Raw genomic sequence first — 16,625 nt, 5'->3', positions numbered from 1 at the left:
CGTGGCCCGGTTCTCCGGGCCAGCTGGAATGAGAATGGCATAGGTGCAGCGCCGGCCGCGACAGCGCGGCCGGCGCAGTGCAGGGGCGGCTTTCATGAGACGAATACTGGTCACCGGTTCCTTGCTGCTGGTGGGCGGCGTGGTGTTGTTGTCCTGGTCGACGTCACCGACCGGAAAGGCGACGCCGCCAGCCAAGTCCGTGACGCGCGAAGCGCCAGCCGGGACAGCGGCCGTTACGCCGACGTCGTCGCCCAGGCCGCCCGCTCCGACGCCGGAGTCGGCGGTGCGCACCTACCTGGCGCGACAAACTTTCCACGAGCAGGTTCAGCAATTTCTCAAGGGCGCGTCCACCCACGACGCCGCAGCACGCGACCGCGAAGCGCAGGCGATCAGCCAGGGCATCGACAGCTACGAGGCACGCAACGAAATGTCCGCGGGCGAAGCCCTGTTGCTGCGGGTCGCGCTGATTCGCGCCACGGTCCCCGACGAAGCCGAGCAGATCGACCGCGTGGCCGCGCTATCGGCGGCGTATCGCGCGCGCGCCGCGCAGCAGATGGCCGAGTGGGAGAGTCAGTCCGACCGCACGCTGGAGGCCTACAAGGTGCGCGAGCGCGCCATCGTCGAAGAGGCCATGGCGCGGCAGGACTGGCCTGCCGGCGTGGATCGCGACACCTGGCTGCGTGAACGTCTGCAGCGGGAACGCGAGATTGTCTACGGCGCTGCCGAGCAGCCTTCACACTGAGAACGTGTCGCTACCGGGCGCAGGCAGGCTCCGCCATACTCGTGGCGTTTGCCTTCGGGCATCGGCACGGCATGAGGACGGTAGAGAGCAATGCGCAGGCAGTGGCGGCTACTTCTGGGGTGGATACTGGCTGGCGCCACGGCGTGCGCCCAGGCCGGCGAAATGGCCATCACCGTCGACGACCTGCCCTGGGTGGAGTTTGAGAAGTCCTCACCGGCGGAAGTGCAGGATCGGCATCGCCGCCTCGTCAAGGCGCTGACGGGAACGCACGCCACCGGCTTCGTCAACGAAGACAAACTCTACGTGGGCGAGAAACGCATGCCCACGCGGGTGGCCATGCTCGAGGATTGGCTCCGGGCGCGACTGGAGCTGGGCAACCACACCTTCGGCCATGTCGGCCTGCACGATGTGCCGGTAGAAACCTACGAGGCGGCCATCCTGCGTGGCGAAACGGTGCTGCGGCCGTTGATGGCCCGCCACGGCATGACGCTGCGCTGGTTCCGCCATCCGTACCTGCACGCGGGTCGCGACGATGCGGCGCGTGCGCACCTGGATGCCTTTCTCGCCAGGCATGGGTACCGCATTGCGCCGGTGACGATCGATAACGGCGACTGGGTCTACGCGCGGGCCTACGTGGATGCGCTCAACCGCGCGGACCAGGAAGGGGCCGCGCGCATCCGCACCGACTTCGTCGATTACATCGTCGCCAAGGTGAAGTTCTTCGAGCGAAACACGCTGGCGATGTTCGGCCGGGAAATTCCGCAGATCCTGCTCCTGCACGGCAATGCGCTCAACGCCGACACCCTGCCGTCGCTGCTGCCGCGGCTGCGCGATGCCGGCTACCGGTTCGTCACGCTCGACAAGGCGCTGGCCGATCCGGCGTACCAGGAGACCGACGGCTACCGTGGCCGTGGCGGCATTTCCTGGCTGCATCGCTGGGCGTTGACGCAGAAGCGGCCGAAGACCTTCTACGAAGGCGAGCCTTCCGTGCCGCAGTTTGTGCTGGACCGGGCTGGTGTGAAGAGCGAGTAGGCCGGTACGGACGTTGCGGTGGTGGCGCAGTCGCCGCGTCGGCGTTGCGCCGCTGCGCGACGGGCGTACGCGCGATGCGCACGCAACGCCGCGAGGCGCAGGATCAGCGGCCATACCGTTCTCCAGCGGAGATGCCGTGAATACCATCGTTTCGAACGCGCCCACGCCCTAGCGCCCACTGCTTCGTGGCGCCATCGCCGGCGCCGCGCTGGGCGGAACGATCGACCTGGTCTACGCGTGCACTTTTAGCGCTCTGCGCGGCGTAGCGCCGACGCGGGTCCTGCAGTCCGTGGCGAGTGGCCTGCTCGGCACGGAGGCCTTCGCGGGTGGCTACCCGGTGGCCGCACTGGGGTTCGTGGCTCACTACATCATCCTCATCATCGCGGCAGGGATGTACGCTGCGGCCAGCGTCGCTGTGCCCGCGCTGCGCGAGCGCGCGATCGCCTTCGGTGCCCTGTACGGCGCCGTGATCTATGTCGTCATGAACGACATCATCGTGCCGCTGTCGGCCGCGCCACCGTTTCGCAGCACGCTCGCCGGCGTACTCAGCGGCTATGTGATCCACGTGCTGGGCGTCGGCGTGCCGATCGCCTGGACGGTACGCCGGGCGCTCGCGCCTGCGCTACTGCGGCCGCCAGGCGAACACCCGCGCCGTTGATCCGGAGGCGGAGCTGGCGTTGACGGATCCGCCGACGAAATACACCTGTCCGTTGTAGGCACCCGCGGCGACGCCGTGCACTGCCAGCGCGAGCGGCGGTCCGAAACGCCAGACGTCGCTGCCGGCGGTGAGTACCTCGACGGTCGGCTCGAGCCGCACATTGCCAGACAAGACTTCGCCGCCACCGACGATGATCTGGTTGTCCACCACGGCAGCGCCAAATCCGCCGCGTTTCGCCTGCATGGGCGGACCGACGCGCCAGCGGCTGGAGACCGGGTCGTAGATGGCGGTACTCGCGGTTTCGGGCGTGCGCCCGCCGAGCATCCAGATCTCGTCCAGGAACGCCACGACCTGCGAATGATCGCGCGACACCGCGGGAGTGGGCGGGGCAATCCGACGCGCCAGACCGGTTTTCGGATCGAACTCTTCCAGTGCACCGTCACCTCGGCCGATATAGGCGCGTCCGTTCAACATCGCCGCATGCGAGCCGAAGGTGTAGGACAGGGTGGTCACGGGATCCCAGCGCCCTGCCGCCAGGTCGAAACGGTAGGCCTGCGCGGTGCCATCATCACCGTTGCGGCGCTCGCCGCCGACGAAATAGACGCCGCCGTCTGCCGCGAAGGCGGCGTGATGGTTGCGGCCGGAAGGCATGTCCGGCAGGCGTGACCAGCTGTTGCTACGAAGATCGTAGCGCTTGAAGGCGCGCTGGTCGCCGAACCCGCCAAGCGCATACAGGTAGTCACCCAGGACGGCGACGGCCAGTTCCGATTGCGCGTTGGGCGGCATCGAAGCCTGTTCCTGCCAGTTGCCGCCGGTACGCGCGGCGGGCGGTTCATTGAGGCAGGGCGCGCCGGCCAGCGTGGTCAGTCGCGTCGCCTCGCGCTGGCCGCTGCCGTAACCCGCCACGGTCGAGGTGTAGCTCACCTGCGCCGTATTGCAGCTGGTAAAGGTGAATTCCAACTGGCCCCAGTGCCGGTTTTCGATAGCGGCTGGATTGAAATCCGCGCCGAAGCGGGTGCCGCGTGTGATGGTGTTGCCGGGAATCACCAGCCGGTTGCCCTGGCGCACGCCACTGCCCACCGTCCAGGCCTGGTTGCCCGCCGGGTCGAAGGTGAACCAGTACACGACCATGCTGCCGCCCGGCAATTCCTCCAGGAACCAGCCTTCGCCGGAACGCGAGGCGACGAACCACGGGCCCGAACGCGTCTGCAGGCCGTCCATGGCGCGGGCATTGGTGCTGGTCAGCGCACGGCTGCCGTTACAGTCGATTTCCGCCAGCGTCGTCAGCCGGGTCAGTGAGCGTGTACCGCTGCCGTAGGCGGCCGGTCCGCTGTAGAGGGCCGTTGCGTGGCTGCAGTCGGTGAAGACGATCTCCAGCGTTCCCCACGGCACGTTCTGGATGGCGCCCGGGTCGAAGGCGTCGCCGAACTTGCCGCCGGTGGTACGGAACACCTGTTCAAAGCGCAGCACGTTGTTCGCGATCTGGCTGCCCTGGGCGATCAGCCAGGTCTGCTCGCCCGACTCGCCGCTTGCGGGATAGGTAAACCACGCGGCGATCGCGGTGCCGTCGGGGAAGTACTCCAGGATAAAGCCCTCGCCATTGCGCGACGGGTCAAACCAGGATCCGCTGATGGCGGGCCCGACCGGGAATGACTGACCGGGCGGCGATTCCTTGCCACCCCCGCCGTCGTGCGCCTGCGCGAGCAGGGCCATCGGCAGGAACAGCCATCCCAACCAGCGTCGCGTGCTCAGTGCCATGGCAGGTCTCCTCGGGGAACCCGCGTAGCATTCTACGATTTGTTTCGTAGGTCAACCGCCGAAGGTATTACGACATCGTCCCGGCCTGCCTGGCGCCGAGCGGAACCAGCGGCGTCACCACCGGCGAACGCTGCCGTTCCTGCTGGCGCAGGCGTAACCATTCCAGCAGTGGCGCCCAGTCGTCGTGATGGCCGCGCCAGGCGCTGCCGGTCTCGTCGAACAGGCTGCGGCCATGTGAGGCCAGGCTGACATAGGCCTGCGAATCACGCAGCCGCGCAACGGCGACCTGGGTCAGCCGTTGCAAGGTGGCTTCCAGCTCCCGCGCCGCGGTCGTGCGCTCGCGGACGCGGTTGGCAACCAGTCCCACCCGCAGGGTACCGGCGCGGACTTCGGCGGTACGGCGAACCATGTCGAGGAATTGCAGCGTGGCGCGCAAATCGATCGGCGAGGGGACAATCGGAATCAGCAGCACATCGGCATGGCGCACGAACTGCGCGAACTCATGCGAGCGCAGACCCGCCGGCGTATCGATCACCACCACTTCGGTGGTCGCTGTCAGCCGCAGCAGCCATCCGGCGCGCAGGCCGTGAGCCGGATCGTCGCCGGCGATCGCTTCGATGCGGGGCAGGTGCGCCGCTCGCTGCTCACACCACGCACGGGAGGAACCTTGCGGATCGCAGTCGATCAGTGCGGTGCGCCGCTGGTGGGCCGCAAAATAGCCGGCCAGATTGCTGGTCAGCGTCGTCTTGCCGCAACCACCCTTGCTGTTTGCCACCAGGATGCGGAACACGGCGTTCCCCCGAACGCTTCCCCGAAGAGCCGGGCTGTCCGCATCTTACGGCAGAACCGGTCGGCGGACGCCAAGCACTTCACAGGGTGGAGAATAGTCCAGTCCGCTCTCTGTGAACTCGTGTAAACCGCGTGACTGTCGTCGCAGTTTCGCCCGCTACGCGAAGGATTGCGTCGAGGCCGCCCGGGGGCGCAGCGCCACTACCAGCGCGCCGGCCAGCGAAAGGCCGAGCGTCATGACGATGAGTGCCAGGGAGACCCGGCTCAGTGGCAGTCCGAACCAGGCGCTGCTCCAGCCGGCAAGCACGGCCGCAAAAACCAGTCGACCGGTCTCGATAAGCCACCAGGGGCGGCGATTCTCGAGCAGACCCGTAAGAGCCACCAGCGAGACAACGAGCCAGGCGGCGTACAGGCCGGAACCGCCCAGCGACATCCCATCGGCGCGGGCCAGGAAATCCATGCCGGCCACCATCAGCAGCGCAAATTGCACAAAGGCGTAGCGGCGCAGGGCGGGCGAGGTCGGCGGATCGTACTTGGCCCGCGCATGGGGATCGAATCCGGGCTTGGGGAAGCGCGCCGCGACATCGTCGGGCCGCCAGCCGGGTGGTTTGATCCAGACCAGGAACTTGTCCCGCCAGCGCCGGGCGTGCCAGGCGTCGAACGCGAGCGCCGCGTAGACCTCCAGGTTCGCCCAGATGGGATCAAAGCGTCGCAAGGGCGCCCGCGTGCCGTAGATCACCGGCTCCTTGTCATCCTCCTCGATGAAGGTGCCGAACAGACGGTCCCACACGATCAGAATGCCGCCATAGTTCTTGTCCAGGTACACATCGTTCACGCCGTGGTGCACGCGGTGATTGGACGGCGATGCAAACACGCGGTCGAACCAGCCCAGCCGGCCCACCTGCTCGGTGTGGATCCAGTACTGGTACAGAAGGTCGATCAGGCCCACCGCCACGAAGACCAACGGCGGGAAACCGAGCAGGGCCATCGGCAAATAGAAGACCCATCCGAGGAGGAAGCCGCTGCTGGTCTGGCGCAGTGCAGTGGAAAGGTTGAATTCTTCACTTTGGTGGTGGACGACGTGCGCCGCCCACAGCACCGCGACCTCGTGCCCGAGACGGTGATGCCAGTAGTAGAGGAAATCGTAGATCAGAAGGCCGATCAGCCACACCCAGACGCTGCTGGCAGACAGGTCCAGCCAATGGCCCTGCTCGTACACCCATACGTAGATGCCGACCATCATCACCTTGGAAAACACCCCGGTGACCTGTGACACCGCGCCAAGGCCGATACTGCTGACCGCGTCGCCGATGCGATAGACGCGGCGGCCGCGCGCACGCGCCACCAGGGCTTCGATGCCCATCAGCAGGAAGAAAACGGGAATTGCGTAGACGATCGGATTCATGGGTGGACCGGCCCGTGGAGAGCAAAGACTAGCGCAGAATGCGCTCCTGTTCGACTTCGTAAAACATTGCTTCACGGTGTCATCGGGTGCGCCTTCGACGGCGTCGCAGAGGCTGCTGTTGAATACGAATTCAAACGTGCGCTGGCGCGTTCCGACAAGTTTTTGGCAGCAGGGGCGTGATAACAGTTTCTTTCGGTACATCACCGACAAGGAGACGATATGCACCGTTTAGCGTTTGCCGCCTTCATCAGCGCCGCCGCTGTGGCCGGGCCAGCCACCGCCGCCACGCTCGATGTTTCCGACCCGGTGGCCTACGAGGCGGCACACCGGACGCTCGTCAGCGCGTTCCAGGCGGAAATGCAGTCCAAGCGCAATGGCCCCTCTCTCGCACGCCAGCTCGCCCGCCATGAACGGGAGCTGCCGCTGCGCGAGCTGTGCGAGGGTTGCGAAGGGGTTGCCCGATCCGCCGGTGTCGGCGAAGCGTTTGAGCCCAGCGTCTGGTTGTTCCAGCCCGAAGAATCCGTCGGCGGCAAGGGGCGTGCTGCGCCGCTGGTAGCATTCCCGCCGGCCGGCAACGATAGTCAGTGGAAAACCGTCGATGCGATCGACGCCAGCGGCCGCTGGGTCACGCTGGATGCGCACAATCCGCCGAAAGTGCCGGTGATCGTGGTCCGCATCAATGGCGAACTGTCATTCGAGCGTCAGGTCGACCTGGCCAATGCCGCGCTGCGCCAGGCGGGTCTGCAGGCCAAGGCACCGGAAGCGGCGGCGACCAGGGGCAGCGGCCGCTGGACCACGCGCCTGGAGTCGGTCCGTCTCAATGACGACGAAGAACCCTGGATTTCCGGCGCAGCCGAAGTCTATGCGGTGACCGCAGGCGTCCTGCCGGGCAATCAGCCGCAGGTGCAGATTGTCGACATGCCGTACCTGGATCACGACGGTACGACCTACTATCCCCGGCAGGTGGTGCTGGACTGGGCCAATTACAGCTACGGCGCCGCCAACATCCTGTTCTACGAACATGACGACAACACCAACTACCAGCAGCTGGTGCAGGTGCTGATCCAGGCGGTTGGCCAGGGCGTATCGCTGGCGGGATATCCGGTTGCCACCGCGATCGCGGAGATCGCCGCCCGTATCGTGGCTGCGATGCCGGCCCACTGGTTCAGCAATGACGACGATTACGTCGACGCGCTCTACACCGTCGAGAAGACCCGCGGCGAAACGCGTTCCGGTGCCTCCGGCAACATCACGGTGTCGTACATTCCGTACGAACTGCCGGTCAACTGAGGCGCGATCGCAGAACGGAAAAACCCGGGCCGTGAAGCCCGGGTTTTCTTGTGGCCGACGTCACCGCGCTACGCCGACGGTTGCAGCAAGTCCCAGCGGTTTCCGTAGAGATCCTCAAAGACCGCGACCGTGCCGTAGTCATGCGTTGCTGGTGGACGGATGAACACCACGCCCCTGGCGCGGTAGTCGTCGTAGTCGCGCTGGAAATCATCCGTGTAGAGAAACAGGAATACGCGACCGCCAGCCTGGTTGCCGACGAAGCGCTCCTGCTCGGCGCTGGAAGCCCGCGCGAGCAGGATCTGTGTCGTCGCACCACGCGGCGACACCACGACCCAGCGTTTGTCCTGTGCCGGCTGGTAGGTATCCTCGACCAGCTCGAACCCCAGTACCCCCGTGTACCAGGCGATGGCTTCGTCGTAGTCACGTACCACCAGGGCGATCAGGCCGAGGTGCTGGCGGCGGCTCGCAGAATTCATCGGCTCAGCGCGAAATCGCGGCCAGGATGGCCGCAGCGCCTACCGCGACCAGGACCACAAGCCCCCACGCTGCGATCTTCTCGCCAAGCTTTCGCTCGTACTTGACGTGGGGTGTCGCATCAATGATGGCCTGGTACGTCGGGGCGAGAACGACGCGACCCTTTTCGCCATGAATCTGGTAGAGGATCCAGCTGTTGATCAGCGTGCCCAGCGGAAACCCCAGCAGGCCGATGACGGACAGAATGGTTCCGGGAATCTTTACCCAGGGGCGCAGGCGGCGGAAGCCCAGGCCCATCGCAACGGAAATGGCGGCAAGGACGCTGTAGAAAATGAAGAAGGCGATCTCGTCGCCGCGAGGGGTGTTGCGGGTGGCGGCGAAATACACAATGGCACCGAGTGCCAGGATCATCATCGTGGCGCCGAACAGGTACAGGTTTCCGACGGATTTGAGCTGGATCTCGGTCCTGAGGTGTTCGCGCCGGGTGATCTCGGCATCGGAGCGGTTCAGTTCGTTTTCGTCCGCCACGCGGGCTTTGGGCGGGGAATAGCGGGAATTATCCATGGGGCCGGCTCGTTGGGGACGCGTGCGGGCGGCCCCGTGATGGTCAGGGAATCAGGTCCAGACATCGACCAGCTGCACCAGCAGCCCGGCAAACAGGGCGAACAGGATGCCCGAGGCAATCTTGTCGCCAACCGTCCGCCGGTACGTGATGTGGGGCGTGGCTTCGATGACAGCGCGATAGGAGCGTGCCAGAACCACGCGCCCCCGCCGGTTGTGTAATCGATAAAGAATGATCGCGTTGATCACGGTGCCGAGCGGCAGGCCCAGGAGGCCGATGATCGACAGGATCGTGCCCGGAACGCGGACCCAGGGACGCAGGCGGCGCAGGCCGATGCCGACGGTGAAGGCGGCAACGACGAAGAGGGTGCACAGGGTGGCGAGGTAGATCGCCGGCACCGGCCGCAGTTGCCGGCCCTCGGCGAAAATGGCCACGACCAGGGCGACGAAGGAAAGCCCGCACACAATGCCGGCGAGCAGGAAGAGGTTGCCGGCAGACCGCAGTTCGAATTCCGTGGCAAGGTATTCGCGGCGCAGGGCTTCCGCGTGGGCCACGTCAATGTGGGCGTGATCGGCAACGGCCGATTGCGGTGGTGCGTAGCGGCTTGAAGACATGGGGTAACCCGGCGAACGGCCCGAACTATAGCCCGTCCCCCCTCGCCGGAGCCAGCCGCGACACACCTGTTAGCAGGATTGGCGCGGTGTTTTGGCGGGCCGGCGGCGCAGGCGCCGCCGGCCGGTCGTCCGGATCAGCCGGCGCTACACAGGCGTTCGCCCTTGGCGCTCCACACGGTGAGGCTGCCGCGTCGCGCGTCGTATACATCCATGCGCTTGCAGTGGCCGCGGCCGGTCGTTTCGTTGATCTGCACGTCCCAGCTGGAGACACCGCTGCCGCGATCCGGGCCGGTGCGCAGGGTGACGTAGAACGAGTCGCCACTGTGGTTGAAATACAGGTTCATGCCCGAGGGGCCGCCCGTATTCCACTGCTGCACCACACCCAGTGAACCGTTCTGCTTCACCGCGATCACGCCTTCGCCGCGGAAATTGCCCTCGTCGACGACCACCAGCAGCTCGCCCTCGCGCAGCTCGCGCACCTTGGCAGGCATGTCGTCGCGACCGGAGGCGCGGCCGCGAACACCGAAATCGACCTCTCCGGAGCGATCAGCCGGACGTGAGGGCGCCGGTGCCGGGCGTGCGTCGTCGCTGGCTGCCGCGCGGGTGGCGCCACCGGCCGGGGTGCCGCCGCCCAGGTCGGTCAGCACGAAGTTGTCGAAGGATGCGCTGGTGCCGGCCATCTGTTCGCCGTAGACGAGCAGGCCGCTGGTGCCGCCGCGCAGGGTGCTGTCGGTGGCTTCGATCCGGCTGCCGTTGGTAGCCGACAGGCGCAGCTGGTCGTCTTTGCATTCGACCGTCAGTCGCGTATCGACACTGCCGGCCATGACGCTCTTGACCGTACCCTGCGCCAGCACCTCACCCTTGCCGTTGCTGACGCGGACGATGGCCACCACCGCGTCGCCGCGGGCGATGAAGGCGTAGAAGTTGTTCATGTCCTTGGCGCGGCAGGCGACGCCGCCGGCGCCCTTGCCCAGGCCCGCATAGAGGAACAGGTCGGTCTCGATGCGCACGTTGTCGCCATCCGCCTGGCGCGGCGCGGGCACGAGGCCATAGGTGTTATCGCGTACGGGCGTCATCTGGTACTTGCCGGAGTCGGTATACACGGCAAAGCCCAGGTCCTTGCTGCGACTGGCATTCTTGTTCATCCAGCCGGTGCTGGCGTCGGAGAAGTTGTCGCGCAGGATCACCTGGCTGGCCAGCGCGGACGTCGCGGCCACCAGGGACAGGGACGCGCAAAACAGGATTCGGATCGGGTTCATGGCGGTTTCCAGCGATGGCACCGTGCCATCGATGTACCGCAGTACGCAGGAATCCGGCGATTCCTCCGGGCGCGCCGGGTTGGCGTCGCTGGCGGGAGGCGTCATCGGAAAAAGTGACGGGCGCCGGGGGCGCCCGTCGATCATCGACCGGTTCTACCCGCGTCTGCTCAGAACGTCAGGCTCCAGCTGTCGATCTTGCCCACATCCTGCGCGGCGTTGTCGTTGACGCGCAGTTTCCAGGTGCCCACGGCCGGCACGGCGGACGCGTTGACGGTGAAGGTCTGGATAATGTTGTCGGTGCCGCCGCCGGTACGGTTCCAGAGGTTGAACGCGGTACCGTTGGGCGCGATCAGGTCCAACTTCAGGTCGCCCTGGTAGGTGTGCTTGATATCGACCGCCACGCGCAGCGCGCTGGGCGCGTTGCCGGAAACGCCGGTCACCGCGATCGGGCTTTCCACCGTTGCGTTGTCGGTGATCGCCACGTCGGTGGAATTGGTGAAGACCAGCCCGCCGGTGGTGAAGCTGCCGGTAAGGGTGACGCCGGTGTAGGCCGAATAGCCCCGCAGCATCACGTGGTAAGTGCCCGCCTGGGCCGTGGCGATGGTGCAGGTTTCCGCGTTGCCGCCCAGGTACGGACGGCAGTCATAGCTGGCCGTGGTCGGGGCGGAGCCGAACTTCACGTACAGGTCCGCATCGCCCGTGCCGCCACTGATCACGAACCTGAGGTTGCTCGCGCCGGCCGGCACGTTCATCGTCCAGCGCTGTTCGCTGCCCTGGGCGCCGGCGAGATTGGGTACCGGCACGTTGTTGTTGAGGACCGGCGAGGTGGTGTCGCTGACGGTGACGGCGCGTGTGGTCGTCGCGGTCGAGCCCCCGTTGTCCGTCACGGTCAGTGCGACGGAATAGGTGCCTGCCGCGGCGTAGGTCTTGCTCGGATTGGTCGCCGTCGACGTGGTGCCGTCCCCGAAGTTCCAGCTGCGTGAGGCGATGGTACCGTCACTGTCGCTGGAGCTGTCGGTGAACGTGACCGTCAGGCCGCTGGCGGTGAAGCCGAAGTTCGCGACGGGCGGCTGGTTGCCGCCGCCGCCGTTGTTGAGGCCGTCCACCGTCTGCGCACCGGTGTTGCCCGGGTCGAGCCAGTTCGACAGTCGCGTGCTGTTCGTGCCGCCGCCCGTCCAGGAGGTGAACAGGCGGCCATAGTAGTCGCGCTTGTTCGTGTCGGTGGCGCCGCAGGAGGACGGTCCGCCATGCAGCTGGCCGATCACCCGCTTGTCATTGCTGAAGATGGGCGAGCCCGAGGAGCCCGGTTCCGTCACGCCGATGCCGGGACGCCAGCGCACCTGCACGTGTGTACCGTCGCCCGGCGAGGTCGTGCTGTTGTAGCTCGTCGTCGCGGTGCTGGTGTTGGACAGGCTGATGCGCTTCTCCGCCGTCGCCGGATGATGGATGCCGAAGGCCGACGGGTAGTTCATGTCGCGGCGATCCCAGCCGCTGAAGTACACATTGAACGCGGCTGCCGGTGCTTCGTCGAGCTCGACGAGGGTGAAGTCCGAGGCCGAGTTGCCGGCGCGGAAGAAGGCGCCGGTCTGGAACTGGTTCGCCGTGCCATTGCCCGCCTGACCGCTGGCCGCGCTGTCGACCGGACGGCAGAAGGAGTTCTGGAAATTCCAGTACACCACCAGGGATGCCGCGTTGCTGGCGGTGATGCCGCAATGGAAGGCGGTGAGGAAGAACGGCTTCCTGTCCTGCGCGGTGTTGTTGACCAGGCCGCCGGTACAGAAGGTGCTGCCGCCGGTGGAGTACACGGCCACCGAGCGGATCTGGTCGCGGTACGGGTCGCCTTCGGGGCACACCACGTCCACATTGCATGAGCCCGACACGTCACCCGGATCGCGCGAGAAGCTCGCCGCCAGGTTGTCGAAACCGCGATAGTCGTGGTTGACCGAGGTCAGGTGCAGGTCGAGCTGGTCGACCAGCTTGGTCGGTACCGATACTTCCACGACGATATCGTCGCCGTGGACGATCGGTGTCCACAATTGGCCATGTGCCGCATTGTCCGCATCGCTGAAGGCGCGCACGAGGCTCGGATCGGAGCCGGGCTTCATGGTCGCCGGGTAGACCAGCAGGCGTCCGCCGGCCGGCATGTGGTAACGGGTGAAGCCCAGGTTCAACGACAGCGCGCCGGGCGACTGGATGCGCAGGCGCCAGATTGCCCGGTTCCCGGCCATTTCCCATACACCTGACTTGCGCGGCGTGAAATTCACCGTCATGGAGTGGGCAAACCGCGGCGGCAGGTCGCGCGCCTCGCGCGTGGCGTCGTCGCGGCGCAGGCTGTCGACATCCACCGGCGGCATCACCTGCCGGCCGATCTGGTCGAGCGGCCGGAGCGTGCCGGAGAAGGCTTCCGGCTGCGTCGGATCCGCAGCCTGCGCGGTGGTGGCCGCCAGTGCGGCACCCGCCGCAAGAAATACATAGGCAAAAACCGAGCGTTTATGCATGTCCATATCTCCACGCGAGAACAGGGGTTGACACACGCAGGAGGGGTTCGTGATGCGGTGCACTTTGGCAATGGCCGAAGCCGTCGTACTATCGGTGTCGTCGTAAGACGGGTCTTGATCGGTTCCGACAAAGGGGTGTCGGATTGGGCAGTGGCGGCGTGTGGGCGCCGCCCGTGGGAGCCTTGTCAGATGGCCGCATGGGGATCAACGACCGGGGCGGGGGCGCCGGGCGTCAATGCAGGTTTCGCCGTGCCTTTCGCGGCGTTGTCAATGTCCATGCAATCCGCGTCGACAGTCGCCGAGCGGTTGTTTGACTGCGCGCAGGACATTCTCTTCTTCGTGAAAGATCGGCAGGCGCGCTACACAGCGGTCAATCGCACGCTGGCCGATCGCTGTGGCGTGCGTCACAAGAACGAGCTCATCGGCCGAACGGCCCGCGAGCTCTTCGACGCGCCCTTTGGCTCGAGCTACTACGCGCAGGATCGCGCCGTACTCGAAGAGGGCGTGGAGATTCACGACCAGCTCCAGCAGGTGCCGCAGCGCACCGGCCGGCCGGGCTGGTGCATCACCTATAAGTTTCCGATTGTGGAAAACAGAGAGATTGTCGGTTTGTGCGGAATCTGCCGAACCGTGACCTCGGCCGAGCCGCGGCCCGACAGTATCCAGCGTGTCGCCCGCGCGATCGACCACATACAGCTGCACTACGGCGATTCCATCCGCGTCGATGCACTGGCGCGCATAGCGGGCCTGGGTACCCGCCGCCTGGAACGCCTGGTCAAGCGGCTGTTCGACATGACGCCCGTGCAGTTGCTGGCCAAGACACGCATCCAGGCCGCCTCGCGCATGCTGGTCAGCCAGGATGTGAGCGTGGCCCAGGTCGCCAGTGCCTGCGGTTACGCTGACCAGAGCGCCTTTACGCGTCAGTTCAAGGCCCTGGTCGGCGCCACGCCCATGCATTACCGGGCGCTGCACCGCAGTGTAGCGGTGACAAGCGGCGCGCCGGGCGCGATCATGCGCTGACACAACCGGCAAGCGCCGTGCGCGCACGCATGGCCGTACCGAGCAGAGTTTGATCGCGTTGGCACCAATCGCACCGGGCCAGTGCCACACTGCGCGGACGGACGCGGCGTCGCCCGGTCAGGACCAGGATCACGATGGAATCAGGCTGGTGCACGCGCATACGGCGGTTTCGACTCTCGGCAGTGGCCGTGATGGCGCTTGCCGCAGGCCCGGCCGGGGCGCAGGGGCACTTCATTCCGCTGGTCGACGTCACTGATGTCCAGGCGGGATTTCTCCATAGCTGTGGCGTGGCGACAGGCCGTGGAACGCTCTGCTGGGGCTACAACCACCACGGCCAGCTGGGGCAGCCTGGTGAACTGGATACGGCAGATGCCCGGCCGGTACAGGCACTTCCTGGCATTGCCAAGTCATTGGCGCCCGGCAAGTTCCACACCTGCGCCGTGATCAATGGCGGTGCCTGGTGCTGGGGCCTGAATCAGTTCGGCCAGCTGGGCAACGGCAGCTTCGTCAATTCCCGCGTTCCAGTTCCGGTGACCGGGCTCTCCAGTGGCGTCTCCGCGATCGTCACCGGCGATTACCACTCCTGCGCCATCATCCGCGGCGGCGTGAAATGCTGGGGCTCCAATTTCTTCGGGTCGCTCGGCAACGCCTCGACCGATGACAGCAGCGTGCCGGTCAGCGTGCGCGACCTGAGCCAGGACGTCGACCGCATTTCCGCCGGCGAACTGCACACCTGCGCACTGGTTCTGGGTGCAGTGAAGTGCTGGGGCAACAACTATTCCGGCCAGCTTGGCCTGGGCTACGAAGGGGGCTACGCAACGACGCCGCGCCTGGTCAATGCGTTGGCGCCGGGTGTCAGGGCGATCGGCCTGGGCAGTATTCACAGCTGCGCGGTGCGTGCGGATGGAACGGCTGCCTGCTGGGGTTACAACGCCCGCGGGCAGCTGGGCGACGGGACCACTGACCAGCGCACGGAGCCGGTTACCGTGGCAGGGTTGTCCGGTGCCGACCACATCGTCGGCGGCCAGGACCACAGCTGCGCCCTGGCGGACGGAAACGTTCACTGCTGGGGCGACAACCGCTATTACCAGCTGGGCCTGGACGACGAGGACGACAGTCTCGTGCCCTCGCCCGTTGCCGGGCTTTCCGGCGTCGGTGGCCTGAGTGGCCGCGGATATCACAACTGCGTTCTGATGCCGGACCGGACCAGCCGTTGCTGGGGGCTCAACGCCTACGGCGAGCTCGGTGACGGATCGGCCCAATACCAGACCGAACCGGTGGTCGTGGAAGGGTTGCCCGCGCCGCTGGGCGCCGTGGCAGGCGGCATCGTGCACACCTGTGCGGCAGTGCCCAGTGGCGTTCACTGCTGGGGCAGCAACGGCAAGGGCCAGATGGGTCTGGGCGAGCCGTCCCTGTATTCCACAGTGCCCTTGCCGGTGGTGGAGATCACGCAGATGGCCGTGTCGGTGGGCGCGGGCTACCAGCACACCTGCGCTGCGGTGAATGGCGCCGCCCTGTGCTGGGGCGACAATTCGCACGGGCAACTGGGCGACGGCACCGACGATCTGCGGCCGGCGCCGCAGGTGGTATCGGGCTTGTCATCCCAGGTCAGCCAGGTCGCCGCCGGCGGCCGCCAGAGCTGCGCGATCCGCAACGGGTCCGCCCTGTGCTGGGGCATGAACACCAGCGGCGAGCTGGGCAACGGACTGTCCGTCAACAGCGCCCTGCCGGTGCAGGTGAAAGGGCTTACCTCAGGCGTGACCGCCGTGAGCATGGGCGCCAATCACGCCTGTGCCATCCACAATGGTGCGGCCAAGTGCTGGGGCGTAGCGCTCGATGGCCAGATCGGCAACGGCACCAATGGCATGCCCTACGGCACGCCCACGCCCGTGACGGGCCTTTCCTCGGGGGTTACGGCCATCAGCGCCGGCGCCACGCACACCTGCGCCATCCACAATGGCGCCGCCAGGTGCTGGGGTTACGACGGCTACGGGCAGCTCGGCAATGGTGTACTGAACGACGCGCAACTGACGCCTGCTGCGGTTGTGGGCCTGGAAAGCGGCGTCACCGCGATTGCCGCGGGTGAAGACATTTCCTGCGCCATCGCCAACGGTTCGGTCTATTGCTGGGGCGCCAACTACTTCGGCGACCTCGGCGCCGGCCTCGCGCCGCGCACCATGCGCCTGCTGCCCACCCTGGTAATCGGCATGAGCGGCATCGCCGGTACCCAGCTGAATATCGGCGGCAACCACGTCTGCGCTTCCGTCATCGACGGCAGCCTGCGTTGCTGGGGCGACAACTACTTCGGCCAGCTCGGTGCGCGGCGCCGCCTGCTCAGCGCGACGCCGGTAACCGTCGTAGTCAACGACCTGCTGTGGCGCAACAGCTTCGAATAGACGCGAACGCCACTGCGCACGTCGGACGCTGTCCGGCCTGCGAACCGGTCCACGTCACCGTGCGGCATTGGCGGCTGCCGCGGACCACTTCGTGGGAACTGCGGGACGGTCGCAAAGTACACTCATGG

14 protein-coding genes are annotated in these 16,625 nt (G+C 66.4%); 6 read left to right on the top strand and 8 right to left on the bottom strand.

The window, feature by feature from the left end; translation table 11 throughout:
• The first annotated feature begins 94 nt into the window (after positions 1-94).
• The 3 genes from N4264_RS25410 to N4264_RS25400 all read left to right on the top strand — a co-directional run bounded on the left by N4264_RS25410 (position 95) and on the right by N4264_RS25400 (position 2,432).
• Positions 95-742, top strand: a complete 648-nt coding sequence (locus N4264_RS25410) for a hypothetical protein (RefSeq protein ID WP_261694994.1) — start codon at positions 95-97, stop codon at positions 740-742.
• 90 nt (positions 743-832) lie between these two features.
• Positions 833-1,774, top strand: coding sequence for a polysaccharide deacetylase family protein (locus N4264_RS25405; RefSeq protein ID WP_261694993.1), 942 nt, complete (start codon positions 833-835; stop codon positions 1,772-1,774).
• A 289-nt stretch (positions 1,775-2,063) separates the two neighbouring features.
• Entirely contained in the window at positions 2,064-2,432 is a 369-nt protein-coding gene (locus N4264_RS25400; RefSeq protein ID WP_261694992.1) for a hypothetical protein, read from the top strand.
• Here N4264_RS25400 and N4264_RS25395 read toward each other — a convergent pair.
• The 3 genes from N4264_RS25395 to N4264_RS25385 form a co-directional block, all read right to left on the bottom strand.
• A complete protein-coding gene (locus tag N4264_RS25395; protein ID WP_261694991.1) occupies positions 2,397-4,190 on the bottom strand; it encodes a Kelch repeat-containing protein in 1,794 nt (597 codons plus the stop codon). The two genes, N4264_RS25400 and N4264_RS25395, sit on opposite strands and share 36 nt — an antisense overlap.
• A gap of 67 nt (positions 4,191-4,257) precedes the next feature.
• The gene (locus N4264_RS25390; RefSeq protein WP_261694990.1) at positions 4,258-4,980 is read right to left on the bottom strand and encodes a nucleotide-binding protein; all 723 of its coding nucleotides are present in this window, start codon (positions 4,978-4,980) and stop codon (positions 4,258-4,260) included.
• Between the two features lie 156 nt (positions 4,981-5,136).
• Entirely contained in the window at positions 5,137-6,384 is a 1,248-nt protein-coding gene (locus N4264_RS25385; protein ID WP_261694989.1) for a sterol desaturase family protein, read from the bottom strand.
• Positions 6,385-6,603: 219 nt separating this feature from the next.
• On the opposite strand from N4264_RS25385, the gene N4264_RS25380 reads away from it, so the two are divergent.
• Positions 6,604-7,674, top strand: coding sequence for a DUF3103 family protein (locus tag N4264_RS25380; RefSeq protein WP_261694988.1), 1,071 nt, complete (start codon positions 6,604-6,606; stop codon positions 7,672-7,674).
• A gap of 68 nt (positions 7,675-7,742) precedes the next feature.
• On the opposite strand, the gene N4264_RS25375 is transcribed toward N4264_RS25380, so the two are convergent.
• From N4264_RS25375 to N4264_RS25675, 5 genes are all read right to left on the bottom strand, one after another.
• On the bottom strand, positions 7,743-8,150 hold the full coding sequence (locus tag N4264_RS25375; RefSeq protein ID WP_261694987.1) for a VOC family protein: 408 nt from the start codon (positions 8,148-8,150) through the stop codon (positions 7,743-7,745).
• Positions 8,151-8,154: 4 nt separating this feature from the next.
• On the bottom strand, positions 8,155-8,712 hold the full coding sequence (locus tag N4264_RS25370; RefSeq protein ID WP_261694986.1) for a hypothetical protein: 558 nt from the start codon (positions 8,710-8,712) through the stop codon (positions 8,155-8,157).
• A gap of 51 nt (positions 8,713-8,763) precedes the next feature.
• Positions 8,764-9,324 (bottom strand): hypothetical protein, encoded by a 561-nt coding sequence (locus N4264_RS25365; protein WP_261694985.1) that lies wholly within the window; start codon positions 9,322-9,324, stop codon positions 8,764-8,766.
• Between the two features lie 134 nt (positions 9,325-9,458).
• Complete coding sequence (locus N4264_RS25360) at positions 9,459-10,688, bottom strand: hypothetical protein (RefSeq protein ID WP_261694984.1); 1,230 nt, start codon at positions 10,686-10,688, stop codon at positions 9,459-9,461.
• Positions 10,689-10,750: 62 nt separating this feature from the next.
• Positions 10,751-13,081: a proprotein convertase P-domain-containing protein gene (locus N4264_RS25675; RefSeq protein ID WP_282563026.1), complete on the bottom strand. Its 2,331-nt coding sequence runs from the start codon at positions 13,079-13,081 to the stop codon at positions 10,751-10,753.
• A 270-nt stretch (positions 13,082-13,351) separates the two neighbouring features.
• Between N4264_RS25675 and N4264_RS25345 the strand changes: the two genes are divergently transcribed.
• Together N4264_RS25345 and N4264_RS25340 are read left to right on the top strand one after the other, a co-directional pair.
• Positions 13,352-14,101 (top strand): AraC family transcriptional regulator, encoded by a 750-nt coding sequence (locus N4264_RS25345; protein ID WP_261694983.1) that lies wholly within the window; start codon positions 13,352-13,354, stop codon positions 14,099-14,101.
• Positions 14,102-14,292: 191 nt separating this feature from the next.
• The gene (locus N4264_RS25340) at positions 14,293-16,497 is read left to right on the top strand and encodes an RCC1 domain-containing protein (protein ID WP_261694982.1); all 2,205 of its coding nucleotides are present in this window, start codon (positions 14,293-14,295) and stop codon (positions 16,495-16,497) included.
• Positions 16,498-16,625 lie beyond the last annotated feature (128 nt).

Source organism: Tahibacter amnicola (assembly GCF_025398735.1).
Lineage (GTDB): Bacteria > Pseudomonadota > Gammaproteobacteria > Xanthomonadales > Rhodanobacteraceae > Tahibacter > Tahibacter amnicola.
The sequence above is the reverse complement of the archived record's forward strand: the minus strand, read 5'-3'. Positions and strand labels throughout refer to the sequence as shown.